The organism is Streptomyces prunicolor (genome assembly GCF_045162825.1).
GTDB classification, from domain to species: domain Bacteria; phylum Actinomycetota; class Actinomycetes; order Streptomycetales; family Streptomycetaceae; genus Streptomyces; species Streptomyces prunicolor.
In genome coordinates, this window is sequence record NZ_CP108676.1 from 2,974,986 (window position 1) to 2,998,940 (window position 23,955).

Below are 23,955 nucleotides of genomic sequence, written 5' to 3' on the forward strand. Positions count from 1 at the left end.
CCCTGGCCACAAGGCCTTTCGGGGTCGCTGTGACGCAGGTGGAAGACGGGTTTTCGCGTACCGTGAGTGGCATGGAGATCTGGATCAACCCGGCCTGTTCCAAGTGCCGCAGCGCCGTGAATCTGCTCGACGCCGAAGGGGCCGAGTACACCGTCCGCCGCTATCTGGAGGACGTGCCGAGCGAGGGCGAGATCAGGGACGTACTGGCGCGGCTCGGGCTCGAACCGTGGGACATCGCGCGCACGCAGGAGGCCGTGGCGAAGGAGCTGAGGCTCAAGGAGTGGGCGCGGGACGCGAGTTCGCGGGAGCGGTGGGTGTCCGCGCTCGCCGCGCACCCCAAGCTGATCCAGCGGCCGATCATCACCGCGGAGGACGGCACCGCGGTGGTCGCCCGCAGTGACGAGGCCGTACGGGACGCGGTGTCGCGGCGGTCGGGGCCGGGGTCCGAGTAGATCAAGTGGCGCGTCCCGACTCCGGCCCGGTGAACGCCGGACAACCCGGCACTGCGGGTGGTCGCGAACGTCGACGGCAACCAGGTGTACGCCACGATGAACGGGCCGAACGAGTTCGTGATGACCGCCAACCTCGGTTCCTGGGAACGGACTTCGAAGCCGCGCTCCTGGCCGGCCGGGACCGGGCCGCGCACTGAACCGGCCGCACGCCGAGCCCAACCCCCTTGTGACGCAGGTCACTTATGTGACTCCTGTGTCCACTGAGTTACATCGTTCGGCATCCCGTACATAGCGGCGTACGCTCCCCTACCCCACAGGAGACGCGCATGTCGCGCAGGAGAACTGCCAGTACGAAGAAGAAGCTGGCGCTGCTGGTCACCGCCGCGGCGGTCGCGGGCGGCGGGGCCTTCGCTCTGGCCACCACGTCGAACGCGTCGCAGTCGACCGCACAGAACGCCAAGACGCTGTCGTCGGCCGCGGACTCGACGGTCTGCCAGGGGCTCGCCACCGCGCTCGGCAACAACCAGAAGTTCATCGACGGTCAACGCGCCGCGCCCGACGCCCAGTCGAACGCGCGGATCGCCAACCGCGAAGCGGTCATCGCGCAGATCAAGGTGCAGCAGAAGGCGTCGGGTTGTGCGGTTGGGGAGTCGGCTCAGGACTCCCAGGCCGCGCCGCCGGCGCAGTCGGCGCCCGCGGGTTCCCCCGCCACCTCGACCGCGACCACGCCGGCCGCGACCCCTCCGGCGGCGGGCAACAACGCCGGCGGCAACGCCGCCGCGGGCAGCCAGGTGTGCACCGGCTCGACCGTCACGCTCTCCGGCGAGGCCGGTGCGCCCGCCGCGTCGAGCAACCAGTTCCCGGCGGGTACGACGCTGAAGGTCACCAACTTGGACAACAACAAGTCCACGACGGTGAAGGTGACTTCGGTCTCCGGCAGCTGTGTCCTGCTGAACAACGCCGCATTCGAACAGGTCCGTGAGCCCGGCAAGTTCCTCATCCGCCGTGCTCTGATCCAGAAGGTGGGGTGACGCTCAGGATCCGAGAAAAACCGGTGAGGTGACGGCCCAGTCGCTCCGGCGCGGTACGCGGCAGCGTGTGGTGCGAGATGTCCGGGAGGATGTCCGTCCCGACGCGCGGCAGCAGACCGCCCGCCCGGGCCGCCACCAGGTGTGTGTCATAGGTCCTGCTGCTTCCGGCCAGAAGCAGCAGGACCGACGCGTTCAGCCCGCGCAGCGCCTCGGGCGCCGGGCGGGGACCGGTCACCGGCTTCGCGGACGGGAACCCCGCGCCCGCCTCCTGGAGGCGGAGCCAGTCGGGGTCCGGCGGCACTCCCCCGGTCTCCCACTCCAGCAACGCGCGGACGCGGCGCGGAGTGGGCCGTAGCAGCATCGGCAGTGCGTGCGGCAGATACGCCGTCTCGAACCCGGCGAAGCACTGGGTCGGGTCGAGGAGGACCAGACGGCGTACCCGGGCAGGCGCGCGCAGTGCGTGGTGCAGCGCGATCCAGCCGCCGTACGAATGGCCGCCGAGGTCCACGACCGACGCCCCGAGCCCGTCGAGCACCGCGTCCGGCCAGGCCGTCAGATCGGCCTCCGTGCGCGGCCGCCGGCCGACCACCGGAACGCCGCGGCCCGGGGCGCCGATCAGGTCCATGACGTAGAGGCGGTGGGTGCGGGCGCCCGTCGGCGGGCCCGCACACATTGACGTACGTCTCCCCGAACGGCGTCGGGACGGTCACCGCCTCCCGGTCGCGGTCAAGGGCTAACCCCATCGCATACGAGCCGGACAGGAACTCCCGTCTGCGACTGCGAACAGCGGGTTCACAGCGGTCTCCCGGTGTGCGGTGCGCAGCGCACGTGAATCGCGACACAGCGCCACCAGGTAACACGGGGTTCACGCTCGGGCAATGATCGGGAAATCGCATATTGACAGGCTGCCGGGCATGAATCGCGGCGCTCCAGTGCCGCTGCGCCGCAGCACCCGCAAGTGCGCCTAAAGACCCACCCCCGAAGGATGTGGCCCGTGACCTTCAAGGCTGAGTACATCTGGATCGACGGCACCCAGCCGACGGCCAAGCTCCGTTCCAAGACGAAGATTCTGGCCGACGACGCCAAGGGTGCGGAGCTCCCGATCTGGGGCTTCGACGGGTCGTCCACGAACCAGGCCGAGGGGCACTCCTCGGACCGCGTGCTCAAGCCGGTCGCCAGCTTCCCGGACCCGATCCGCGGCGGCGACGACATCCTCGTCATGTGTGAGGTCCTCGAGATCGACATGACGCCGCACGAGTCCAACACGCGTGCCGCGCTCGCCGAGGTCTCGGCCAAGTTCGCCGCTCAGGAGCCGATCTTCGGCATCGAGCAGGAGTACACCTTCTTCGACGGCGCCCGTCCGCTGGGCTTCCCCGAGGGCGGCTTCCCGGCCCCCCAGGGCGGCTACTACTGCGGTGTCGGCGCCGACGAGATCTTCGGCCGCGAGATCGTCGAGGCCCACCTGGACAACTGCCTCAAGGCCGGTCTCGCGATCTCCGGCATCAACGCCGAGGTCATGCCCGGCCAGTGGGAGTTCCAGGTCGGCCCGGTCTCCCCGCTGGAGGTCTCCGACCACCTGTGGATCGCCCGCTGGCTGCTCTACCGCACCGCCGAGGACTTCGGCATCTCCGCGACCCTCGACCCCAAGCCGGTCAAGGGCGACTGGAACGGCGCGGGCGCGCACACCAACTTCTCCACCAAGGCCATGCGCGAGGGCTACGACGCGATCATCACCGCGTGCGAGTCCCTCGGTGAGGGCTCCAAGCCCCTCGACCACGTCAAGCACTACGGCGCCGGCATCGACGACCGTCTGACGGGCCTGCACGAGACCGCCCCGTGGAACGAGTACTCCTACGGCGTCTCCAACCGCGGTGCCTCGGTCCGTATCCCGTGGCAGGTCGAGAAGGACGGCAAGGGCTACATCGAGGACCGCCGTCCGAACGCCAACGTGGACCCGTACCTCGTGACGCGCCTGATCGTCGACACGTGCTGCTCCGCCCTGGAGAAGGCCGGCCAGGTCTGATCCGCCCCTGCTTACACGAGAGGCGTCCACCGTCCTGGTGGGCGCCTCTCCGCGTTGTCAGTGGCGCGTGCCATCGTGGGGGCATGGAGATCGACGGGGGTCTCGACATCAAGGTCGAGACGGAGAACTGGCAGACGCACACGCGCATTTCGGCGCTACGGCTGCGGGAGCTGGTGGCGCGGATCGGGGGCGCCGGCGACCGTTTCCTGATCGTGCAGCGGATACCGGACCTCCCGGACGTGTTCGCGCAGGTGTGGCACGAGGAGGGCGGGGACTTCCGGCTGGAACACCGGCTGAGCGAGGCCGAGTTCTACGGTACGAACCTGGACGGCCCGGACCGGGTGGCGGATCTCCTGACCGCCTGGGCACGGCAGGCGGACTCCGGCTGGGACGCGGGCGTCGACTGGGAGCCGGTCGACCTGGGGCCCCGGGAGGAGGTGCCCGAACTGCCTTACGAGGTGCGGGAGAAGGTCGAGGAGCGGGTCCGGACGCGGCTGCGCTGCGGCTACGACAGCCGCAAGGTGCTGACCGAGATCGCCGAGGACTATCTCGTCGACGGTGACGAGCGGCCGGTGTCGCGCGCACAGGCCTCGCGACTGGTCGACCGGCTGTGGCTGGAGCGGTTGGCCGAGCAGGCGCTCTGGGAGGGCGTCAGCGACCCGGACCGGATGACCCGCGCCTTCGAGGCGCTGGACACGAGCGGCATCACCGCCCGGGAGAACTTCGCCTGCTGCCGGGGCTGCGGCCTCGCGGAGATAGGCGCGGAGCAGGAGGACGCCCGCGGTTTCGTCTTCTTCCACCAGCAGGTCACGGAGCAGGCCGCCGAAGGGTACGGACTCGCTCTGCACTACGGCGGGTTCGACGGCTCGGCCGAGACCACCGCGGCCGTCGGGCACGAGGTGCTGGCCGCGCTCCGCAGCGCCGGACTGTCCGCCGACTGGGACGGCGATCCGGACAAGGCGATCGACGTCAAGCCGCTGACCTGGCACAAACGACTGGTGGGATGAGGGGCCGGGCGTCGACTTCACGCCAAGGAAGCGTCCAAGCTGTGAGAGGAGGGTCCTGTCACGGGCGTGTTTCTGCTTCAATGGGCTCATGGCCAGCTACCAGAAGTGCAGCGCGACGGGTCGCCGTGACCTGGAGCCCTTCTGGCCTTCCCGTCAGCATCATGACTTCGACCGGGTGTGTTGTCGCGCGATGAACGCGCCGGCCCTCTAAAGCCGTAACACCTTCGGCCTTTGGCCCGCGCGACTCGATGTACGTCCCTCGACGAACCTCTCGCGCGAAAGAGCTGACCTCTCATGGCTATCATCCGTTCCCTCCCCGCTCTTCCCTCCTCCCCCGCCCCGCTCGACACCCCCGTGCCGACCGCTCCACGGCACCATCTGCGTGCCGTGGACCCGGACGAGGTGATCGACGTGGCGGAGTTCCTGCCGCCGGGCGCCACCTGGCTGCCCGCGCCCCCGCACACGCTGCCCACGCTGCCGGGGCAGCCGCCGATGGTCGGGTACCTCGTCCTCATCCCGGCCGACAGCCCGCACCTCACCCGGGCCGGCCTCCCGGTCACGCCCCTCCCCGACGAGACGGCCGAACCGCTCGTCCGCATCGACACCGTGCAGCGCACCGCCCAGCTGAACGGCGCGGAACTCGACCTGACGTACCTGGAGTTCGAGCTCCTCGCCCATCTCGTCGCGCACCCCAACCGGGTGCACACGCGCGACCAGTTGGTCACCACGGTGTGGGGCTACGGGCATGTGGGCGACGGCCGTACCGTCGACGTCCACATCGCCCGACTGCGCCGCAAGCTGGGCGTCGACCACCGCAAGGCGATCCAGACGGTGCGTCGGGTCGGGTACAAGTACACGCCGCCGACCGCCCGTTGATCATCGGCGGTTCGATGGCTCGATGGTTCGGTGGTCCGGTGATCTGCTGATGGCAGATCGGCGTTCCGTTCCGTGGGCCGCGCGGGCAGAGTCGTCGGTATGAGACTTCTGGTGCTGGGTGGTACGGAGTTCGCGGGACGGGCCGTCGTGGAGGCCGCCCTCGGCCGGGGCTGGGAAGTGACCGTCCTCAACCGGGGCCGACATGCTGTGCCTTTCCGGGGGACACCCCCCGGACCTCCGGGCCCGGCCGGGGTACGGGCGTTGCGAGGTGACCGCACCGCGCCCGGTGGGCTCGCCGCTCTGGCCTCGGGCGAGTGGGATGCCGTGGTCGACACCTGGTCGGCGGCGCCGCGTCCGGTGCACGACGCTGCGCGGCTGCTGGCCGACCGGGTGGGCCGGTACGTGTATGTGTCGAGCTGCTCTGTGTACGCGTGGGCGCCGCCCGCGGGGTACGGGGAAGACGCGCCGCTCGTCGAGGGTGCCGAGGCCGACGCCGACAAGACCGACTATGCGCGCGACAAGCTGGGCGGGGAGCTTGCCGCACTGGGGGCGTTCGGGGCGGAGCGGTCGGTGTTCGCTCGGGCCGGGTTGATCCTCGGGCCGTACGAGAACATCGGGCGGTTGCCGTGGTGGTTGGGGCGGGTTGCTCGGGGTGGGCCGGTGCTGGCGCCCGGGCCTCGGGATCTGGCGCTTCAGTATGTGGATGTGCGGGATCTCGCGGAGTGGTTGCTCGGGTCTGTGGAGCGGGAGTTGAGCGGGGCGTTCAATCTGATCTCGGCGCAGGGGCACGCGACGATGGGGTCGTTCTTGGACGCGTGTGTGGGGGTTACCGGCGGGGCGGCCGAGTTGCGGTGGACCGCGCCGGAGGATGTGCTCGCGGCTGGAATCGAGCCCTGGACTCAGTTGCCGGTGTGGATTCCGCCGGGGAGTGAGGGGTACGACGCGTTGCACAGTGCGGATGTCTCTCGGGCGCTGGGTACGGGGCTGACGTGTCGGTCCGTCGAGGAGACCGTGGCTGACACGTGGGAGTGGTTGCGGAGCGTGCCGGAGTATGCGGGGCGGGCGGGGGTGGGGCTTGACCCTGCTGTGGAGGCGAAGGTGCTGGGCACTCCGTTGGGATAGCGGTTCGTTTGTCTGCGAGCCGGTGGGGGCTGGGCGCGCAGTTCCCCGCGCCCCTGGAAACAACCGGTGTTGCCAGCGACACCCCCGCTACGGTGGGCGGGCCCCGTGACCTGGGCCTGCCTGTTCCGTGAGACTGGGGCCATGGACACGAAGAGCGAGAGTGGGCGGGCCCGGGGCGTTCTCGTGGCGGGGGTGCGTAGCCTTGTGCTCGCTCTCATCTCGCTCTACGGGTCGCTCGTTCTCCTCGTCCTCACCGTCGTGTCCCTCGTGCTTGTTCCGCTCGGCGTCGGGCTGGTCACGACCTCCTGGGTCCTCACCGGGGTGCGAGCGCACGCGGATCGGCGGCGGCTGTTCGCCTCGCAGTGGTGCGGGGTTCGGATTCCGCCGGCTTACCGGCCGGTGCCGCCAGGTGCGCGGCCCTGGACGCGCACCCTCCACCTCCTCCGTGACCCCGCCACCTGGCGGGATCTGCGCTGGCTGCCCGTCGACATGGTCGCCGGGTTCGTCACCGCGCTGGTGCCCGCGGCCCTGGTGTTCTATCCGCTGGAGGGGTTCGCGTTGGCGTTCGGGTTGTGGCGGGTGTTCACGGACGGGACGTATGTCGGGTGGTGGTACGGGTTCGTGCCGGTGAGTGGGCAGGGCAGTGCGCTGCTCGCGGGGCTGCTGGGCGTCGGGATTCTCGTCGCTTCCTACTTCCTCACCCCGGCCCTCCTCCGCGTCCACTTTCTGCTGACGCGTTCCCTGCTCACCCCGGGGCAGGGCGAACTCGCGGAGCGGGTGCGGGTGTTGACCGAGACGCGGCGGGATGCCGTGGACGGGTCGGCCGCCGAGTTGCGGCGGATCGAGCGCGATCTGCATGACGGTGCGCAGGCCCGGCTGGTGGCCATGGGGATGGATCTCGGCACCATCGAGGCGCTGTTGGAGAAGAACCCCGCCAAGGCCCGGGAACTGCTCGCCCGCGCCCGGCAGTCCTCGGCCGAGGCCCTCGACGAACTGCGGGATCTCGTGCGCGGTATTCATCCTCCAGTGCTGGCGGAGCGTGGACTCGGCGATGCCGTACGGGCGTTGGCGTTGCGGATGCCGGTGCCGACCGAGGTGAGCGCGGAGCTCGGGGGTGGGCGGGCCGACGCGCCCGTCGAGTCGGCCGCGTACTTCGCCGTCAGCGAGGTGCTCACCAATGCCGTGAAGCATTCCGGTGCCGATCGGATCTGGGTCGATATGCGGTATGCGGAGGGGGCGTTGCGGGTCTCCGTCACCGACAACGGTGGGGGTGGCGCGGTGGTCGGGGCGGGGTCGGGGCTCTCCGGGGTCGAGCGGCGGCTGGGTACATTCGACGGCGTCCTGGCCGTCAGCAGTCCCGCGGGCGGTCCCACCATGGTGACCATGGAGATCCCGTGCGAGTTGTCCTAGCCGAAGACCTGTTCCTGCTGCGGGACGGGCTGGTGCGGCTGTTGGAGGCCTACGACTTCGAGATCGTCGCGGCGGTGGAGAGCGGGCCCGAACTCACCAAGGCGCTGACCGAGTCGGCGCCCGACGTCGCCGTGGTCGACGTACGGCTGCCGCCCACGCACACCGACGAGGGGTTGCAGTGCGCGTTGCGGGCGCGACGGGAGCGGCCGGGGCTGCCGGTGCTGGTGCTGTCGCAGCACGTGGAGCAGTTGTACGCGCGGGAGTTGCTCGCCGACGGGACCGGCGGGGTGGGCTATCTGCTGAAGGACCGGGTGTTCGACGCGGAGCAGTTCGTGGATGCCGTGCGGAGGGTGGCGGGGGGTGGGACGGTGATGGATCCGCAGGTCATCCAGCAGTTGCTGGCGCGGCGGGCCGCCGACGACCGGCCGCTGGGGCGGTTGACGCCCCGGGAGATCGAGGTGCTCGAACTGATGGCGCAGGGGCGGTCGAACGCGGCGATCGCGGGGCAACTCGTCGTCACGGAACGGGCGATCGGGAAACACACGTCCAATATTTTCGCCAAACTGGGACTGGAAGTCTCGGACGATGACAATCGCCGCGTGCTGGCGGTATTGGCCTATTTGGACCAGGGACGCTGAGCACTACCTGTGAGCCGATCACAACTGCTGGTGTTTAAAGGGCAGTTGAGAGGGGACTTACCCAAGAATCTCTCATCAGTTTCTGAGACGGCTGAACACTCCTGGGACCCCCTGCGTATCAAAGGGCGCCGCTTCACTCCTGTCGGGCGCCTCGCTGCCCCGCAAGGAAGTCAGAGGAGTTCCATGGGACGCAATGATCGTAAACGCCGTACGCCGCTGGCCACCAAGGCCATTGCCGCATCGGCTGCCCTAGCGCTCGGTGGGGGCGGGCTGCTCTGGGCACAGATGAACGCTTCGGCGCACGAGTCCACCTCGTCGGGGCAGAACCAGACCAAGGCCGCGGCAGCCGCGGCACAGGTCGCCACGATCGCCTGCCCGGACGTCGGCCAGCAGCTGACGAACGTGCCGCAGAAGGCTCGTCAGGGTGTCGCCACCGAGCTGGCGAACCTGGACAAGCAGATCACCGAGGCCTACGCCCGGCTCGCCTCGACGCGTCAGGCCCAGGCGAATGACGCGAGCTTCGTGCAGAACGCGATCGTCGGCCCCCTCAAGGAGAAGCGGGCCGCGACGATCGACCGCATTCGCATCGACATCCAGCGAGTGGGCGGCACCGTCAACGCGACCGCGCTGAAGCAGCTCGCCGCCTGTACGACGCAGAACGCCACCAACACCACCACGGCGGGCGGCGGCAAGAACAACGGCGGGGGCAAGAACAACAACGGCGGCCAGAACAACGGCGGTCAGAACACCGCGGCGCCGAGCGCGAGTGCCAGCGCCTCCGCGGCGCCCCCCGCCAACAACGGTGGCCAGGCCGGCAACGGCCCGACGGCCGCCGACTTCGTGGACATCACGAAGGTGGCGAACAACGTGCTGGCGAAGCCGCAGAACAGCGGCCAGGCTTCGACCGGTTCGTTCACCACCAAGTGCGGTGTCAACGCGAACAAGAACCACAACACCGACAACGTCATCGTGGCGCCCGGCGTGACCAACGGCGCGCACCACGAGCACGACTACGTCGGCAACCAGAAGGTCAACGCGTTCTCCACGAACGACTCGCTGCTGGCCGCCCCCTCCAGCTGCCAGAACCAGAGTGACCTCTCGTCGTACTACTGGCCGGTCGTGCGTGTGCAGGACGGCTCGCAGGAGTTCGACGCCAACGCGGACGGCGGTGGCAAGGAAGGCAACGTCGGCAAGATCCTGACCGCGCAGTCGGCGCAGATCAAGTACGTCGGTTCGCCGGCCAGCAAGGTCGTCGCGATGCCGCAGTTCCTGCGCATCATCACCGGTGACGCCAAGACCCTCACCAACGGTCTGGCGAACGCCAACGCGCACTGGAGCTGCACCGGCTTCGAGGACAAGGTCCAGCTGACGGAGCAGTACCCGATCTGCCCGCAGGGCAGCAACGTGGTCCGCACCTTCGCGTTCCAGAGCTGCTGGGACGGCGTCAACATCGACAGCGCCAACCACCGTACGCACGTGGCCTTCGCGGACCCGGCGAGCGGTGTCTGCGGGAACGGCTTCAAGGCCATCCCGCAGCTGACGATGCGCCTCGTCTACAAGATCACGCCCCCCACCCTCCAGGCGGACGGCACCGTGAAGAACGCCTACGCGGTGGACGGATTCCCGGAGCAGCTGCACAAGCCGTCGACCGACCACGACGACTTCATCAGCGTCACCAAGAACAACCTGGCGGCGAAGATCGCCAACTGCGTCAACTCCGGCAAGAAGTGCCAGTGAGCGCAGTTAGCCGGTAGAACCCGGTAGTACGAAGCGGGCGGTGGGATTCTCCCACCGCCCGCTTTCGTGTGTCCGTACGGGAGTTCAGCTGGTGTGCTTCGAGTGGTCGACGCCGATCTCCTCGTTGCCGCCGAGCGTGGTCTGCAGCTTCTTGACGATCTTGTCGGTGCCCACGGCGACCCACTTGCGGCCGACGAGGTAGAAACCGCCGTAGTCCTTCGCGTCGTTGATCCACTCGCGCTGGCCGCGGTCGGTGGCGAAGGTCGCGAGGACGAACTTGCCGTAGCTCATCTTGCAGATGGCCTGACGGAGTTCGTCGGCGTCGGTCTGGATGTCGGGCGTGCACTTCACCTTGGCGGCCAGGCTCTCCAGGCTGCCACTGGCCTCCGTCGGCACGGTCGCGGCCTTGGTGTCGGCGCCACAGCCCGCCAGCGCCAGCGCCGCCGTGGCGCCGGCCACCGCGAGCATCGGTCGGGTCAACCTCATCTGTCGTTCCTCCGGTCGTCCGGTCAGCAGCATGCCGCAGTCGGCCCCGGCGAGGGGCCTTCTCATCCGATACGGCTCCGGAGCGCCCCACGCTCAAATCCATGGTCCCCGGCTGGACGCGTGTGCGAGGGTGACGCCCATGGATCAACATGTGGATCAAGGCTGGGAAGACCGCGTGACCGCCGCCTGGGCGACCTTCGACGACTATCCGGAGGCGAGGGCGGCCGACTTCCGTGCCCTGATCGACGCGCTCGTCGCCGAACTCCCGGACGGCAGCCCGCTGGGCCCCTTCGAGCAGGCCTGCGCCTGGGACTCGACCGGGCACTCGGACCGGGCCGTTCCGCTGTACCGGGAGGCACTCACGCTCGGACTGAGCGAGACGAGTGGCTACAAGGGGCGCCGGGCGAAGATCCAACTCTCCAGTTCGCTGCGGAACATCGGGCAGGCGGAGGAGGGCGTCAAGCTGCTCACGTCCGAACTCGACGCACCCTCGGACGAGTTGGACGACGCGGTCCGCGCGTGCCTCGCCCTGTGTCTGTCCAGCCTGGGCCGCGACCGCGAGGGCCTGTCCCTCGTGCTGGGCGCGCTGGCGCCCCATCTGCCGCGCTACCAGCGGTCGATGGCGAACTACGCGCGGGCGCTGGTCGAGCCCGCGGACTGACCGGAGCGCCGAGTCCCCCGGGCGGCGGTGACCAACTCACCATTCGCTCGTTTTGCTGAACGTGCAGTCACAGGATGTCGCCAAGCGCCCCGCAGCTTCACCCACCGACCCGGTCGTCGATGTCGAACAGGCCGAGGCCGCGCTCGTCGAGCACTATCCACGGCTCGTCCGGCTCGCCTATCTGGTGCTCCCCCCGAGCCTCGGCCGCAACCGGCGCGTCCTGACCGCGCACGCCCTCGTCCAACGCGCCCTGCCCAGAGGCCGCGCGTCCGCGTCGGTGATCCCGGCCCAGTCGACCGGCCGCGACGTGGACCCCGGTTACGCCTTCGTCCGCCTCAACGTCGTCCGTACGGCACTGGAGGCGGGCCTCCCGCTGTCGTTCCGCGCCTGGCCCAAGCGCTCCCAACTCCCGCCGCTGCTCCCCCAGGTGCGGGGTCTACGGCTCTTCCCGCGCTCGGGCGGCGCCGACGAACTCGCCCTGGACCAGCGACTGTCGGCCCTCTCCGGCCCGGCCCGCGCGGTGTACGTGCTGCGCGGCCTGGAGAAACTGCCCGACGGCGACGTACGCAGGGTGCTCGCGGCGGCCGGCGTGGACGCGGAGGAGACGGACGACGCGCTGAGCGAGGCCGACGAGGCGCCCGCGCAGTACGAACTCCTCGACTCCCCCGAGTTCGACCCCTGTTCGCTGCACGCGCGGCCCACCGACCTGATGCGCCGCCGCCAGCACGGCAAGGCCGCGCTCGCCGCCGCGGCGGCCGTCGCGGTGTGCGGCGCGCTGCTCGCGATGCCCGGCGGCGGCTGGGGCCCCGACGGCGCCGCCGCACCCGCGTACGCGCAGAACCCGGCCTCCCAAGCCGCTCTGGATCCAGGCAAGTTGACGAGAATCGCGCCCACCGCGTGGACGGTGTCCGCGCGCAAGGACTTCTCCGCCTGGCCCGCCCGCGGCGACCTCACGAAGGACACCGCCCTGCTGCGCCGCGCCCTCGCCGTCTGGGCCCGCCCCGGCGAGTCCGTCCAGGTCTCGGCCACCCCCGGCACCCCCTCCGGCGGCCCGGCCGGACCGCCCCAACTCCTCTACGCCGGCACGGTCGACAACGCGCGCGTGGTGATCCTCTACGACGGTTTGCGCATCGCCCGTTACGCCGAACCGAAGGACGGCACGAAGGGCGCCGCGCTGGACTTCGCGCGGGTCGACGGCGCGACCGGGTCCGAGGCGAACGCGGTGGTGCTGGACCGGGCCGACGGCAACGTCCGCTATCTGACCGCCCCTTGGGTGAAGAAGGCGGCCGAGCGCGACCTCCAGAAGCCGAACGCCGGCGCGCTGCCCATGACTCTCACCGACGGGATCACCTCGCCGCTGGCCAGCCCCGCGCAGTTGACCGGCGCGTGCACGTCGTGGAACGTGCTCCAGCTGACCGACGACACCGGCACCCGTCTGATGAGCGACCTCGGCGAACTGGTCCCGGCGCACCTCACCGTCGGCCGCCCCGGCTCGGCCCACGAGGTGTCCGGCGCGGCGGCCCAGCACGCGTGGGCACCCTTCGCCTGCTCCCTCGGCGCGATGCGCTCCCTGGGCGTACGGTCCGTGAACGCCTGGCAGTTCGCCGCGCAGCCGCTGCCCGACGCGAGCGGTGCGGCGGAGTGGGTGTGCACCCGGGCCGAGACCTGGCAGGGCGGCGGCGAGCGGGTGCTGGCGCAGTTCCGCACGCCGGGCGGGATCTACGGCGCGGTGGCCGCGAAGGCGCAGGGCGTGGCGGCGTGCGGGGTGCGTGATCCGCATGTGCTGGCCGGGGTGCTGTGGAAGTCGGCGGCGGGTAACTGGTTCCTGCTGGCGGCGGGCAGTAAGGGTACGAAGTCCGTCACGGCGACGGGCGGGGTGACCGGCTCGGCCCGGGGTGGCCTGCTCGCCGTGAAGACCAAGCAAGGTGTTCAGGCCGAGCTGAAAGGCGCCCTGGATGACGGGAGGACGATCACAGGCCTGCGCTGACAAGCGCTCCGCGGGGTGGGTGCGTCGTCGGGTGCGGGGCCGTGGTGGCTGGGCGCGCCCACGCGGCGGAGCCGCACATAGATACAGCCCCGCGCCCCTTCAGGGCGCTTGACCTCAGCCGTCGCTCCATCGCCCCCTAGCTGACACTCACGTCAACAAGTCCCCGCACAAGGCTTCCCCAGGGACTTACCCGTCAGTACATTGACGCCATGTCTAACACGCCGCTCAAGGCCCGAAAGGTGTCCTTCTCCTGGGAGGGCACCCCGCTGCACTGGGTGCCCGGCGATCCGTTCACCACGCACACGATCAACGTGCTGCATCTGCTGCTGCCCGCCGGTGAGCGGTGGTTCGTGCACGTCTACAAGCAGGTGCTGCCCCTCATCCGGGACGAACAACTGCGCGCGGACGTGATCGGGTTCATCGGCCAGGAGGCGATGCACTCCCAGGCCCACGACGAAGTGCTCCCGCACCTGCGGGAGTTGGGGCTCGACCCGACGCCGTACACCGCGCAGGTCGACTGGTTCTTCGAGAAGCTGCTCGGCGACCGCACCCTGCCGCCGGGCAAGGCCCGGAAGTGGTGGCTGCTGGAGCGGGTCGCGATCATCGCGGCGATCGAGCACTACACCGCGTTCCTCGGCAACTGGGTGCTGAACGCAGAGGAGTTGGACCGGCGCGGCGCCGATCCGACCATGCTGGACCTGCTGCGCTGGCACGGCGCCGAGGAGGTCGAGCACCGGTCCGTCGCCTTCGACCTCTTCATGCACGTCGACGGCAGCTACCGCCGCCGCGCCCGCACCTGGGCGACCGCGTTCGCCGCCCTGATGTTCCTCTGGCAGCGCGGCTCCCGCTTCTTCATGGCGAACGACCCGACCCTCGTCGACGCCCACGTGAGCTTCAAGGACTTCTACGTCGCCGGAAAGCGCGGCACCCTGCCCGCCACCGGGGACATGCTCAGGTCCATACCCCGCTACCTGAGCCGCGCCTACCACCCCTCGCAGGAGGGCAGCACCGAGCAGGCCGTCGCCTACCTGGCGTCCTCGCCCGCCGCGGTGGCCGCCGAAAAGAGGGCGGGGTGATGCCGAAGCCGCTCACCGTCGCCGTCCTGGCCGGTGCCGCCCTGCTGACCCGCCGTGCGCTACGGCGCCGGGTGCGGGCCTCGCCGCTGTGGCCGCTGCCCGCGCTGGACCCGCCGATCTCCGGCCGACCGCGCACACGGGCACTGAAGCTGCGGGTCGCCGCACGGGAGACGGTCGCCGACGGGGTCGTACAACTGCGGCTGGAAGGGCGGGACTTGCCGCGCTGGGAACCCGGGGCGCACATCGATCTGGTGCTGCCCTCGGGGCTGGTGCGGCAGTACTCGCTGTGCGGGGACCCGGCGGACAGCTCCTCGTACACGGTCGCGACGCGGCTCGTCGAGGACGGGCGGGGCGGGTCGCGCGAGGTGCACGAACAGGTGTCGGTGGGCGCGGAGTTGGAAGTGCGGGGGCCGCGCAATCGGTTCCCGCTCGTCGAGGCGCCGACGTACGTCTTCGTCGCCGGTGGGATCGGGATCACCCCGGTGCTGCCGATGCTGCGGGCGCTGCCCGAAAGCGCCAACTGGCGTCTCCTGTACGCCGGTCGGACGCGGGAGTCGATGCCGTTCCTGGATGAGATCGAGAACCTTGGCGCGGACCGGGTGACCGTCGTGGCCGGACTGCCCGATCTGGACGGGGAGTTGGCGGACCTGCCCGAGGGAGCCGTCGTCTACTGCTGCGGGCCGGAAGGGCTCATGGCGGCTGTAGCGGAGCGCTTCCCCGACGTACGCCTCGAACGCTTCGCGCCCCGGGCCCCGTTGGGCGGGAACGCCGCCTTCGAGGTCGAACTCCGGCGCAGCGGGCGGACGTTGACCGTGCCCGCCGACTCCACCGTGCTCGCCGCCGTCCGCGCGGAGTTGCCGAACACGCTCTACTCCTGCGAACAGGGATTCTGCGGAACCTGCCAACAGCGGGTCCTGGAAGGGGAAGTGGAGCATCGGGACGAGTTGCTGACCGATGCCGAGCGGGCCGACTCGATGTTGATCTGCGTGTCACGGGCCCGAAGTGAGCGTCTGGTGCTGGATTTGTGATGGGGTGATGTGAACAACCATGGTCGGTCCGGTCCGTTGGGGGCCGGATCGGATCGGTAAGGTGTTCGCATGAGTACCGGGGTTCGCCGCAGGATGGGAGTCGAGGAACGGCGACAGCAGTTGATCGGCGTCGCTCTCGACCTGTTCAGCCATCGCTCGCCCGACGAGGTCTCCATCGACGAGATAGCCGCGGCCGCGGGCATTTCCCGGCCGCTGGTCTACCACTACTTTCCGGGCAAACTCAGCCTGTACGAGGCCGCGTTGCAGCGCGCCTCGGACGATCTCGCCGGGCGGTTCGTGGTCGCCGAGGAGGGCTCGCTCGGGGGACGGTTGCTGCGGGTGATGGGCCGGTTCTTCGACTTCGTGGACGACCACGGGCCCGGTTTCGCGGCGCTGATGCGCGGCGGTCCGGCGGTCGGTTCGTCCACCACCAACGCCTTGGTCGACGGAGTGCGGCACGCCGCGTATCTCCAGATCCTGTCCCATATGAAGGTCCAAGACCCGCCCGCGCGGCTGGAGTTGATGATTCGCTCCTGGATCTCGCTGGTCGAGTCGACGGCCCTGATCTGGCTGGACGGCCGACGCATCCCGCGCGCCGATCTGGAACGCCAACTCGTGCACGACTTCGGGGCGTTGGCGGCGGTGAGCGCGGCGTACGACGACGAACTGGCCGCGCTGCTGCGGGAGTCGCTGCGGAACGAGCCGGGCGACGGGCCGTTCACCGACCTCGTCGTCCGGCTGATCGCGCTGGCGTCCTAGCGGCCGTAGAACAAGGTTCTAGCGCTCGAACTTCCGGTAGGACGCGTCCAGTTCGCGTACCTCCGCGGAGGCGTGCAGGACGGAGCCGTCCTCGTCGATGTACTCGCGGAGGAGTTCCAGGACCTTCTCGGTCAGCTTGGCCTTGGTCTCCTCGGTGCGTCCGGCGAGCAGGCCGAGGGTGACATGGATGACGGTGTGTCCCAGCTCGTCGAGGCCCTCGTACCCGAAGGCCGTGTACTCGCTCGGGCGGAACTGGGTCTTGCACGACTCCGGCTTCGCGGCCGCGATCTCGACGACCGCCTCGTGCAGCGCACGGGAGAAACCGTCCTGGTCGAAGGAGATCGTGTGGGAGTGGTCGACGGTGATCTGCGGCATGGGCTTCCCCTGTTCTAGGCCAACAACGGGCTCACCCTAGCCGCAGCGCCAGCATCGCGATGTCGTCGTCCCGGTCGACACCGAAGCAGTCGAGGAGCGTGTCACACAGGGCGTCCAGGCCGGGCAGCGCGCCGGAGGCGGCCGCGCGGAGGTGTTCCATCGACACGGAGATGTCCGTGCCCCGGGTCTCGATGAGGCCGTCGGTGATCATGAGGAGCCGGTCGGTGGGTTCGAGGAAGAGTTCGGTGGGCGGCGGATGGGGCAGGCCCACGCCCAGCAGCGGACCGGCCGCCTTGGCGTAGTCCGCGCTGCCGCTGTCCCGGATGATCAGCGGCGGGATGTGCCCCGAGTTGGAGATGAGGGTGCGCCCGGTGTCCGGGTCGACCAGGGCCAGGCAGACGGTGGCGGTGGTCTCCGGGTGGTAGTGCTGGAGCATCCGGTCCAGCCGCTCGGCCAGCACGCTCGGGTCCCGCTCGTCGACGCAGTAGGCGCGCAGGGCGTGCCGTATCTCCACCATGACGGTGGCCGCCTCCAGCGAGTGCCCGACGACGTCGCCGACGGCGAACAGCACTCCCCCGGCGACCTTCAGGACGGCGTAGAAGTCGCCGCCGATCTCGGTGTCCTGGGACGCGGGCACATACCGTACGACCGTGTCGACGCCCGGGAGTTCGGGCAGCCGGTCAGGACCCGGCAGGAAGCTGCGCTGGAGGGTCAGGGCGACATGGCGTTCGACCTGGTACATGAGGAGCGGTTCGGCGGCGAGCGCGGTGGCCTGGGCGAGCTGCGCGAGCAGCGCGCCGGCCTCGGGGCCCACCCGGCGCAGTCCGCGCGTGGGGGCGGCCAGGCAGACCGGGGCCCTGCCCTCCTGGGTGAGGACCAGCGCCAGCCGGGCGTCGTGTTCGACACCGGGCCGGAAGAACCCGGTGGGCCAGAGCGGCGCGGGCACGGTGGTGATCTGCACCCCGGACTGCCCCTGGGAGAGCCGCCGCAGCAGCCGGGCCACGGTCCGGTCGGCGTCCTCGCCGGGCAGCGCGACCGCGGTGCGCTCCCGGGGCAGGCCGCGGTACAGCTGGTCGTCCCGGTCGAGGACGAACACGGCGGCGGGGGTGCCGGTGAGCCGTGCGGTGCCGTCGGCGGCGACGTCGACGAGTTCCTGGAGGGAGCGCGCCGCCTGGATGGTGACGATCATCTCCGACAGCAGGGTCAGCCGTCGTACGAGCGCCTGGTCGTCGGCGCGCAGCCGGGCCGAGCGGACCGCGGACCGGACCGCCGCCTCGATCTCCTCGGGCTCCGCGGGCACGGTCAGAAAGGCCTCGTCGCCCGCGTCGAGCGCCTGGCAGCGGTCGCTCGGGGGCGCGGCGAGGGCCGAGATGTGCACGACCGGCAGGCCCGCCATGCGCGGCCGTTCCTTGAGCAGCCGGCAGAGTTCGAAGCCGCTCATGTCCGGCAGGTGCACGTCGATCAGGGCCACGTCGGGCAGGTTCCCCTTGCGCAGCCGTCCGTCGAGTTCGGTGAGCGCCTCTTCGCCGCTGCCGACCGCGAGGACCCGATGACCGGCGCGGCTCAGCACGCTCTCGAACGCGAACCGGTTCGCGGGCTCGTCGTCCACGACCAGCACGGTCGCATGCGTCAGTTTGCCGTTGACGTCCATTTTTCAGACCTGGCCCTTTGACACACCGGTGGGGCAGGCCGGTGTCCGCAGCCTGCCCCTCTACGGTAATGCGCTTTCAGGGTGTCCGGGTGAATACCGCCACAGTGCGTCCCGGAACGACGAAGGTGCCCGAAACCTTCGTGTACGAGGCCGACTTCACGGTGGCGTCCGCACCGGCCGCCTGCACCGGGTGCAGCCGGTATCCGGTCCCGGCCAACTCCCCGACCCGCTGGTCCTGTTCGGTGGGCGTCGCGTTGAACACCACGACGAGATCACCGAGTTCCATGGTGATCACGCCGGGCGTCTCGTCCTTTCCGGACAGCGGGAAGGCCATCTCCGACTGCACCTGCCCGGCCGTGTCGAGGGAGAAGGCGGGTTCCGTCGTACGGATCCTCAGCAGATCCTGGTACGCGGCGGAGGCCCCGTCGATCTGCCCGCAGCCGACCTTCACCGACGTCAACAGGCCTTTCGCGTACGGCCACTTGGACGCGTTGTCGGCGGCCATCGGCAGGCCCCGCCCGAAGCCGTTGCCGTCCGCGCAGTTCCAGTGGATCGCGTTGAACCAGTCACCGCTGTCGAACGAGTTGCGGTCCAGGGACTTGGAGCGCAACAGGTCGGTACCGGCCTGGGAGAGCGACGGTCCCTGCGAGAGCGTGGCGGTGGCCATCGCGAGGACCTGCATCCGGGCCCGGTCGGCGGCGCTCGTCGTGGCGGGCAACTTGTAGGTCAGCGCGTCGAACAGCGACTCGTTGTCGTGCGCGTCGACGTAGGCGAGGGCGTCGCCGGGCGCGTCCGCGTATCCGGCGGGGGCGCCGTTGTAGTCGATCTCGGCGCCGGTGACGTCCTTCCCGTCGGTGTCGGTGAAGTGATACTTCGCGAGGTTGCCGCTCAGGCCGACCTTGATGAGGTCCTGGTAGTGGAGGAGGCGGGCCTTCTGCTCGGCCGAAGTGCCGTTCGCCGTGGAGGAGTTGGGGTCGGTGTAGAGCCCGGACGCGAAGCCCTGGACGCCCGGGTCCTCGTCGAAGGGGCTGCCGCCGCGTACCGCGTCCCGGGCCCGGTCGGAGAAGGTCGCGATGCCCGTGCCGGCCATGTTCTTCTGCGTGGCCTGCACGAAACGGGCGTCGTCGGCGATCTCGCCGAAGTTCCAGCCCTCGCCGTACATGATGATCTTCTTGCCGTCGACGCCGTCCTTCGCGAGGGTCAGCGCGTCAAGTGCCTTGCGTACGGCGAGGATGTTGGCCTTCGGCTGGTGCCCCATGAGGTCGAAGCGGAAGCCGTCGACCTTGTACTCCTTGGCCCAGGTGACCACGGAGTCGACGACGAGCTTGCCCATCATGGCGTTCTCGGTCGCCGTGTTGGCACAGCAGGTGGAGGTGGCCACGCTGCCGTCGGCGAGGAGCCGCTGGTAGTAGCCGGGCACGATCTTGTCCAGGACCGAGTAGTCCGCCTGCCCGCTGGCCGCCGTGTGGTTGTAGACCACGTCCATGACGACCCGCAGGCCGTGCTCGTTCAGCGACTTGACCATCTTGCGGAACTCGACGGTACGGCCGGTGCCGTCCGGGTCGGTCGCGTACGAACCCTCGGGGACCGTGAAGTGGTAAGGGTCGTAACCCCAGTTGTAGGCGTCCTTCGCGGCGACGGCCGCCACGCACTCCTGCTGCTGTTCCGAGTCGGCGGCGTAGGAGGCGAGATCGCAGTCGGTGGTCGCCTGCTCGGACTTCTTCTCCGGGATGGTCGCGATGTCGAAGGCGGGCAGCAGATGCACGAACGACGTCCCGGACTCGGCCAGCTCGCGCAGATGCTTCGAGCCGTCGCTGTTCTTGTCGGTGAAGGCGAGATAGGTCCCCTGGTCCTTCGCCGGGACGGTCTTGTCCGCGACGGAGAAGTCCCGGATGTGCAGCTCCTGGATCTCCGCGTCCTTCAGCGCCACCGCCTTCGGCTTCCTCAGGCTCGACCAGCCGCTCGGGGCAAGGGACTCGGCGTCGAGGTCGACGACGAGGCTGCGCTTGGAGTCGGCGGTGAGGGCGACGGAGTAGGGGTCGGTGACCTCGTTGGTGACCAGCTTCTGGACGGTCGGCGCCCATACCTTCACGACGTACCGGTACGGCTTGTTCGTCCAGGAGGCCGGACCGGTGACGGACCAGACGCCGGTAGTGGCGTTCCGGCTCATCTTCTTCAGCGAGCCGTCGAGGTCGATGGACACGCTCTGCGCGGTCGGCGCCCAAACGGCCAGCGTGGGGCGGCCGTTGTGGAAGGTCGGGCCCAGATCGGCCTTGGTCGCGGCACCGTACACGTCGTCGAGCACTCCGGCGATCTGCACGCCGGTGGCCGCCAACACCGCGCCGTTCACGGCCCGTTGGGAGGCGACGAGTTGCCCGTTCAGGGCCTCCTTGACGCGGTCGCGGTCACGTGGATCGACCGACCAGGCCGAATAGTCCTTCAGATAGGGGAACTTGGCCTTCTGGGTGTCGGTGAGCGTGGTCTTGGACAGTCGCAGCCAGCGCTCGTCGTCGCTCGTCAGCGTGCCGTCCTTCACGGCGATCGAACCGTCGTGGGAGTAGAGGAGTTGGGTGGAGGCGGCAGCATCCGAGCCGTTCCAGGCGACCGTGTTCCGGTCGATCCAGACCGCCTTGGAGGTGGTCAGGTCGAGGGCCGCCGCGCTTCCGGCGGGCTGCGGCAGAAGGTACTTCTCCTGGCCGTTCAAGAGCCAGACCTCGTTGCCGTTGGTCTTGAGGTCGAGGGACTGATCGGCGGAGAGGTCCTTCTCGTCACCCTTGTGGAGGATGTAACTGAGGCTGGTGGCACCAGAGTTGAGCGGCACCTCGAAGACAGCGCCATAGGCGTCGGTCTTCACCGGCTGGAGCGGGCTCGACCAGTCCGTGGGGCTCGCGGCACCCGTCCAGACGTGCAGCCCCCAGCCGGTGTAGTCGCCGTCGGCGCGGTGGTAGTGGATGACGGCCTTGGTGGTGTCCTGCGCCGGGTAGTCGGGCCGCTGGGTCTGTACGGCCTCCTTGCCCTGCTCGATCCACACCTCGCCGGTCGCCGTGACGTCGATCGAACGGTCGGCGGTGACGTCCTTGTTGCCGTCCTTGTCGATCACCAGGAAGCTGACGTTGGAGGCGCCGGGCTTCAACTTGACGTAGGCGAAGGCGCCGTAGGCATCGCGGCCGACGAAGGGGTGGCTGGCCGGCCAGGTCGTCGCCTCGCCGTCGGCGAGGTCGCCCCAGGCGTACAGGCCCCAGTTGTCGTAGTCGCCGTCGGTGCGCTTGTAGTGGACGATCGCGTAGTCGCGCGAGGAGGCGGTGGGGATCTCCTCGGCGGGCGGGGTACCGGTGGTGGAGGCGGCCGTCGCGCTCGCCGTGTGCCCGGTCGAGTCGACGACAACTACCTTGTAGCGCAGGGCTGTTCCGGGTGCCACGTCCTTCCCGATGGCCTGGGTGACCTTGTACGGGGCGTGGTCGGCGGAGCCCAGGTTCCGCCACTTGCCGTTGCCGGTCTGGGCGGCGAAGGCGACCCGGTTGAGCTGGCCGCCGGTGATGTCGGCGCTCAGCTCGACGGTGCCGGTGGCGCCCGCGTCCGGGGCCTTGAGGATGATCGTGGGCTTGGTGACGGGCTTGGCGAGGGCGCCGGCCGCCTTGAGGACGATCGCGGCACCGGCCGGGACGGTGACGGTGACCTTGTTGTCGGCGCCGCTGGTCGCGGTGGCCGAAGTGCCGTAGATCCCGCGGTACTTCATGTCCGGCGAACCGGTCGCGAAGGTCACGGTCTTCGCCGTGTCGGAGTTGTTGAGGGCGACGACGTATTCAACACTCTTGGCGGTGCGGGTGAAGGCATAGACACCGGCGCCGTCGGCCGCGTAGCGCTCGGTCTGAACGCCGTCGGTGAGGGCGGGGTTGTCCTTGCGCAGCTTCGAGAGCGCGGCAATCTGCTTGTACAGCGGGGCAGTTGAGTCGTATGCGTCGCTGGCGGCCGTGCGGTCGGTGCCGATCTCGTCGTCGTCGAGATAGTCGGCGACCTTCGACGCGAACATCGTCTGGCGGGCGTCCTTGTCGCCGCCGGAGCCGGTGAAGCCCTGTTCGTCGCCGTAGTAGACGACGGGGTTGCCGCGGCTGAGGAACATCAGCTCGTTGGCGAGCTTGTCCTTGGCGAGGAGTTGGGCGTCGGTGGCCTTCGGGTTGTCCTGGTCGAGGAAGTAGCCGATGCGGCCCATGTCATGGTTGCCGAGGAAGGTGACCTGCTCGTACGCGTTCGCCTTGTCGGTCGTGTACTTGTAGTCGTCGCCGAAGACGCTCGCGAGCTTCTGCGCGCTGCCGCCCTGCGAGGCGTAGGCGCGGGCCGCGTCCTGGAAGGGGAAGTCGAGCGTGGCGTCCAGGCGGCCCTGGGTGACGTACGGCGAAGTGACCGACGTGTCGGCGGAGTAGACCTCGCCGAACATGAAGAAGTTCTTCCGGCCGTGCTGCGCCGCGTAGTTGTCGAGCGCGGTGGCCCACTGGGTCCAGAAGTCCATGTCGACGTGTTTCACGGTGTCGATGCGGAAGCCGTCGATGTCGAAGTCGCGGACCCACTTCTCGTAGATCTTCTCCATGCCGCTGACGACCTCGGGACGTTCGGTCCACAGGTCGTCGAGGCCGGAGAAGTCGCCGTAGGTGGCGTTCTCGCCGACGTAGGTCGAGTCGCCCCGGTTGTGGTACATCGTCGGGTCGTTGAGCCAGGACGGGACCTTCACGTTCGCCTTGTCGGCGGGGACGGTCGGGGTCTTCGGGAAGGAGGAGGTGGAGACGGTGGGGAAGGTCTTGGTGCCGTCCGCGTAGTCGGCGTCGTCGAAGGGCTGCCCGTCCTTGGTCAGGTAGGGGAAGGCGCCCTTGGAGAGGTAGTCGTAGGACTTGCCCTCGTAGTCGACGACGTCGGCGGTGTGGTTGGTGATGACGTCGAAGAAGACCTTCATGCCCTTGGCGTGGGCTTTGGAGATGAGGGTCGCGAGGTCCTTGTTGGTGCCGAAGTGCGGGTCGACCTGGGTGAAGTCCGTTATCCAGTAACCGTGGTAGCCGGCCGAGGCATCGGCGCCTGTCCCCTGCACGGGCTGGTTCTTGAAGATCGGGGCCATCCAGATGGCGGTGGTGCCGAGGCCCTTGATGTAGTCGAGCCTGTTCGTCAGACCCTTGAGGTCGCCGCCCTGGTAGAAGCCCTTGTCGGTGGGGTCGTAGCCGGTGCTGAAGCGTGAACCGGTCAGCCCGCCTTGGTCGTTGGCGATGTCGCCGTTGGCGAACCGGTCCGGCATCACGAAGTAGAACTGCTCGCGGGTGTCGTCGTGCCGGGCGGGCGTCGCCGCCAGCTTGGCGTCCGACGGGGGTGCGGGCGGGGTCGTGGCGTGGGCGGCGAGGGGTTGGACGAACGCCGCGAGGAGCGCGGCGGCGATGACGCCCGTGATCCTTCTCCGTCGCTCGGTGCGGCGCGTGCGGGGCGCCGGCCATCTCGGTATCACAGGCGTGAACTCCTTGCGATTACGGCTCAGTTCGGGTCCGACCCCGGCGAGACGGTATCGCCGACGCAAGGGTTGCAGCAAGAGTCATGAAAGGAGGAGAAAGAACTTTCAGCTTCTTCGTTGCCGGGCGCCTGCGGAAAGCGTGCAGTACTCA

At 69.4% G+C, this 23,955-nt stretch carries 18 protein-coding genes and 1 pseudogene; 14 read left to right on the forward strand and 5 right to left on the reverse strand.

The window, feature by feature from the left end; all coding sequences use genetic code 11:
- Nucleotides 1-71: 71 nt before the first annotated feature.
- A complete protein-coding gene (locus OG588_RS13450) occupies nt 72-452 on the forward strand; it encodes an arsenate reductase family protein (RefSeq protein ID WP_405947470.1) in 381 nt (126 codons plus the stop codon).
- A 326-nt stretch (nt 453-778) separates the two neighbouring features.
- Complete coding sequence (locus tag OG588_RS13455) at nt 779-1,483, forward strand: hypothetical protein (protein WP_405947471.1); 705 nt, start codon at nt 779-781, stop codon at nt 1,481-1,483.
- Here the strand turns inward: OG588_RS13455 and OG588_RS13460 are convergent.
- Nucleotides 1,449-2,202 (reverse strand): annotated as a pseudogene (locus OG588_RS13460) (alpha/beta fold hydrolase); the annotation flags it as partial. The gene OG588_RS13455 and the pseudogene OG588_RS13460 sit on opposite strands and share 35 nt — an antisense overlap.
- Nucleotides 2,203-2,477: 275 nt before the next feature.
- Here OG588_RS13460 and glnII point away from each other — a divergent pair.
- The 7 genes from glnII (at nt 2,478) to OG588_RS13495 (ending at nt 10,296) form a co-directional block, all read left to right on the forward strand.
- The gene (gene glnII, locus OG588_RS13465) at nt 2,478-3,506 is read left to right on the forward strand and encodes a glutamine synthetase (RefSeq protein ID WP_019064469.1); all 1,029 of its coding nucleotides are present in this window, start codon (nt 2,478-2,480) and stop codon (nt 3,504-3,506) included.
- An 83-nt stretch (nt 3,507-3,589) separates the two neighbouring features.
- The gene (locus OG588_RS13470; RefSeq protein ID WP_405947472.1) at nt 3,590-4,513 is read left to right on the forward strand and encodes a DUF6891 domain-containing protein; all 924 of its coding nucleotides are present in this window, start codon (nt 3,590-3,592) and stop codon (nt 4,511-4,513) included.
- Between the two features lie 294 nt (nt 4,514-4,807).
- The gene (locus tag OG588_RS13475; protein WP_405947473.1) at nt 4,808-5,389 is read left to right on the forward strand and encodes a winged helix-turn-helix domain-containing protein; all 582 of its coding nucleotides are present in this window, start codon (nt 4,808-4,810) and stop codon (nt 5,387-5,389) included.
- 99 nt (nt 5,390-5,488) lie between these two features.
- Nucleotides 5,489-6,511 (forward strand): NAD-dependent epimerase/dehydratase family protein, encoded by a 1,023-nt coding sequence (locus OG588_RS13480; RefSeq protein WP_405947474.1) that lies wholly within the window; start codon nt 5,489-5,491, stop codon nt 6,509-6,511.
- Nucleotides 6,512-6,652: 141 nt separating this feature from the next.
- On the forward strand, nt 6,653-7,921 hold the full coding sequence (locus tag OG588_RS13485; RefSeq protein ID WP_405947475.1) for a sensor histidine kinase: 1,269 nt from the start codon (nt 6,653-6,655) through the stop codon (nt 7,919-7,921).
- Nucleotides 7,906-8,559, forward strand: a complete 654-nt coding sequence (locus tag OG588_RS13490) for a response regulator (RefSeq protein ID WP_405947476.1) — start codon at nt 7,906-7,908, stop codon at nt 8,557-8,559. The genes OG588_RS13485 and OG588_RS13490 overlap by 16 nt, the downstream gene beginning before the upstream one ends.
- Before the next feature lie 183 nt (nt 8,560-8,742).
- Nucleotides 8,743-10,296, forward strand: a complete 1,554-nt coding sequence (locus tag OG588_RS13495; RefSeq protein ID WP_405947477.1) for a DUF1996 domain-containing protein — start codon at nt 8,743-8,745, stop codon at nt 10,294-10,296.
- Between the two features lie 84 nt (nt 10,297-10,380).
- Here the strand turns inward: OG588_RS13495 and OG588_RS13500 are convergent, their stop codons facing one another.
- Entirely contained in the window at nt 10,381-10,782 is a 402-nt protein-coding gene (locus OG588_RS13500) for a hypothetical protein (protein ID WP_405947478.1), read from the reverse strand.
- A 139-nt stretch (nt 10,783-10,921) separates the two neighbouring features.
- Here OG588_RS13500 and OG588_RS13505 point away from each other — a divergent pair, with 139 nt between their 5' ends.
- The 5 genes from OG588_RS13505 to OG588_RS13525 all read left to right on the forward strand — a co-directional run bounded on the left by OG588_RS13505 (nt 10,922) and on the right by OG588_RS13525 (nt 16,293).
- Nucleotides 10,922-11,443, forward strand: coding sequence for a tetratricopeptide repeat protein (locus OG588_RS13505; protein ID WP_405947479.1), 522 nt, complete (start codon nt 10,922-10,924; stop codon nt 11,441-11,443).
- A 61-nt stretch (nt 11,444-11,504) separates the two neighbouring features.
- Nucleotides 11,505-13,430, forward strand: a complete 1,926-nt coding sequence (locus OG588_RS13510; RefSeq protein ID WP_405947480.1) for a hypothetical protein — start codon at nt 11,505-11,507, stop codon at nt 13,428-13,430.
- Nucleotides 13,431-13,639: 209 nt separating this feature from the next.
- The gene (locus OG588_RS13515) at nt 13,640-14,506 is read left to right on the forward strand and encodes a metal-dependent hydrolase (RefSeq protein ID WP_043259039.1); all 867 of its coding nucleotides are present in this window, start codon (nt 13,640-13,642) and stop codon (nt 14,504-14,506) included.
- The gene (locus tag OG588_RS13520) at nt 14,506-15,534 is read left to right on the forward strand and encodes a PDR/VanB family oxidoreductase (RefSeq protein WP_405947481.1); all 1,029 of its coding nucleotides are present in this window, start codon (nt 14,506-14,508) and stop codon (nt 15,532-15,534) included. The genes OG588_RS13515 and OG588_RS13520 overlap by 1 nt, the downstream gene beginning before the upstream one ends.
- A gap of 69 nt (nt 15,535-15,603) precedes the next feature.
- The gene (locus tag OG588_RS13525; RefSeq protein ID WP_405947482.1) at nt 15,604-16,293 is read left to right on the forward strand and encodes a TetR/AcrR family transcriptional regulator; all 690 of its coding nucleotides are present in this window, start codon (nt 15,604-15,606) and stop codon (nt 16,291-16,293) included.
- Between the two features lie 18 nt (nt 16,294-16,311).
- Here the strand turns inward: OG588_RS13525 and OG588_RS13530 are convergent, their stop codons facing one another.
- The 3 genes from OG588_RS13530 to pulA all read right to left on the reverse strand — a co-directional run bounded on the left by OG588_RS13530 (nt 16,312) and on the right by pulA (nt 23,801).
- Nucleotides 16,312-16,668, reverse strand: a complete 357-nt coding sequence (locus OG588_RS13530; RefSeq protein ID WP_019064456.1) for a 5-carboxymethyl-2-hydroxymuconate Delta-isomerase — start codon at nt 16,666-16,668, stop codon at nt 16,312-16,314.
- Between the two features lie 31 nt (nt 16,669-16,699).
- Nucleotides 16,700-18,319: a SpoIIE family protein phosphatase gene (locus tag OG588_RS13535; protein WP_405947483.1), complete on the reverse strand. Its 1,620-nt coding sequence runs from the start codon at nt 18,317-18,319 to the stop codon at nt 16,700-16,702.
- A 76-nt stretch (nt 18,320-18,395) separates the two neighbouring features.
- The gene (gene pulA / locus OG588_RS13540) at nt 18,396-23,801 is read right to left on the reverse strand and encodes a pullulanase-type alpha-1,6-glucosidase (RefSeq protein WP_405947484.1); all 5,406 of its coding nucleotides are present in this window, start codon (nt 23,799-23,801) and stop codon (nt 18,396-18,398) included.
- Nucleotides 23,802-23,955 lie beyond the last annotated feature (154 nt).

Coding starts and splice junctions, on each gene's coding strand:
- OG588_RS13450 (WP_405947470.1), top strand. CDS start 72: ATGGAGATCTGGATCAACCCGGCCTGTTCCAAGTGCCGCAGCGCCGTG.
- OG588_RS13455 (WP_405947471.1), top strand. CDS start 779: ATGTCGCGCAGGAGAACTGCCAGTACGAAGAAGAAGCTGGCGCTGCTG.
- OG588_RS13470 (WP_405947472.1), top strand. CDS start 3,590: ATGGAGATCGACGGGGGTCTCGACATCAAGGTCGAGACGGAGAACTGG.
- OG588_RS13475 (WP_405947473.1), top strand. CDS start 4,808: ATGGCTATCATCCGTTCCCTCCCCGCTCTTCCCTCCTCCCCCGCCCCG.
- OG588_RS13480 (WP_405947474.1), top strand. CDS start 5,489: ATGAGACTTCTGGTGCTGGGTGGTACGGAGTTCGCGGGACGGGCCGTC.
- OG588_RS13485 (WP_405947475.1), top strand. CDS start 6,653: ATGGACACGAAGAGCGAGAGTGGGCGGGCCCGGGGCGTTCTCGTGGCG.
- OG588_RS13495 (WP_405947477.1), top strand. CDS start 8,743: ATGGGACGCAATGATCGTAAACGCCGTACGCCGCTGGCCACCAAGGCC.
- OG588_RS13500 (WP_405947478.1), bottom strand. CDS start 10,782: ATGAGGTTGACCCGACCGATGCTCGCGGTGGCCGGCGCCACGGCGGCG.
- OG588_RS13505 (WP_405947479.1), top strand. CDS start 10,922: ATGGATCAACATGTGGATCAAGGCTGGGAAGACCGCGTGACCGCCGCC.
- OG588_RS13515 (WP_043259039.1), top strand. CDS start 13,640: ATGTCTAACACGCCGCTCAAGGCCCGAAAGGTGTCCTTCTCCTGGGAG.
- OG588_RS13520 (WP_405947481.1), top strand. CDS start 14,506: ATGCCGAAGCCGCTCACCGTCGCCGTCCTGGCCGGTGCCGCCCTGCTG.
- OG588_RS13525 (WP_405947482.1), top strand. CDS start 15,604: ATGAGTACCGGGGTTCGCCGCAGGATGGGAGTCGAGGAACGGCGACAG.
- OG588_RS13530 (WP_019064456.1), bottom strand. CDS start 16,668: ATGCCGCAGATCACCGTCGACCACTCCCACACGATCTCCTTCGACCAG.
- OG588_RS13535 (WP_405947483.1), bottom strand. CDS start 18,319: ATGGACGTCAACGGCAAACTGACGCATGCGACCGTGCTGGTCGTGGAC.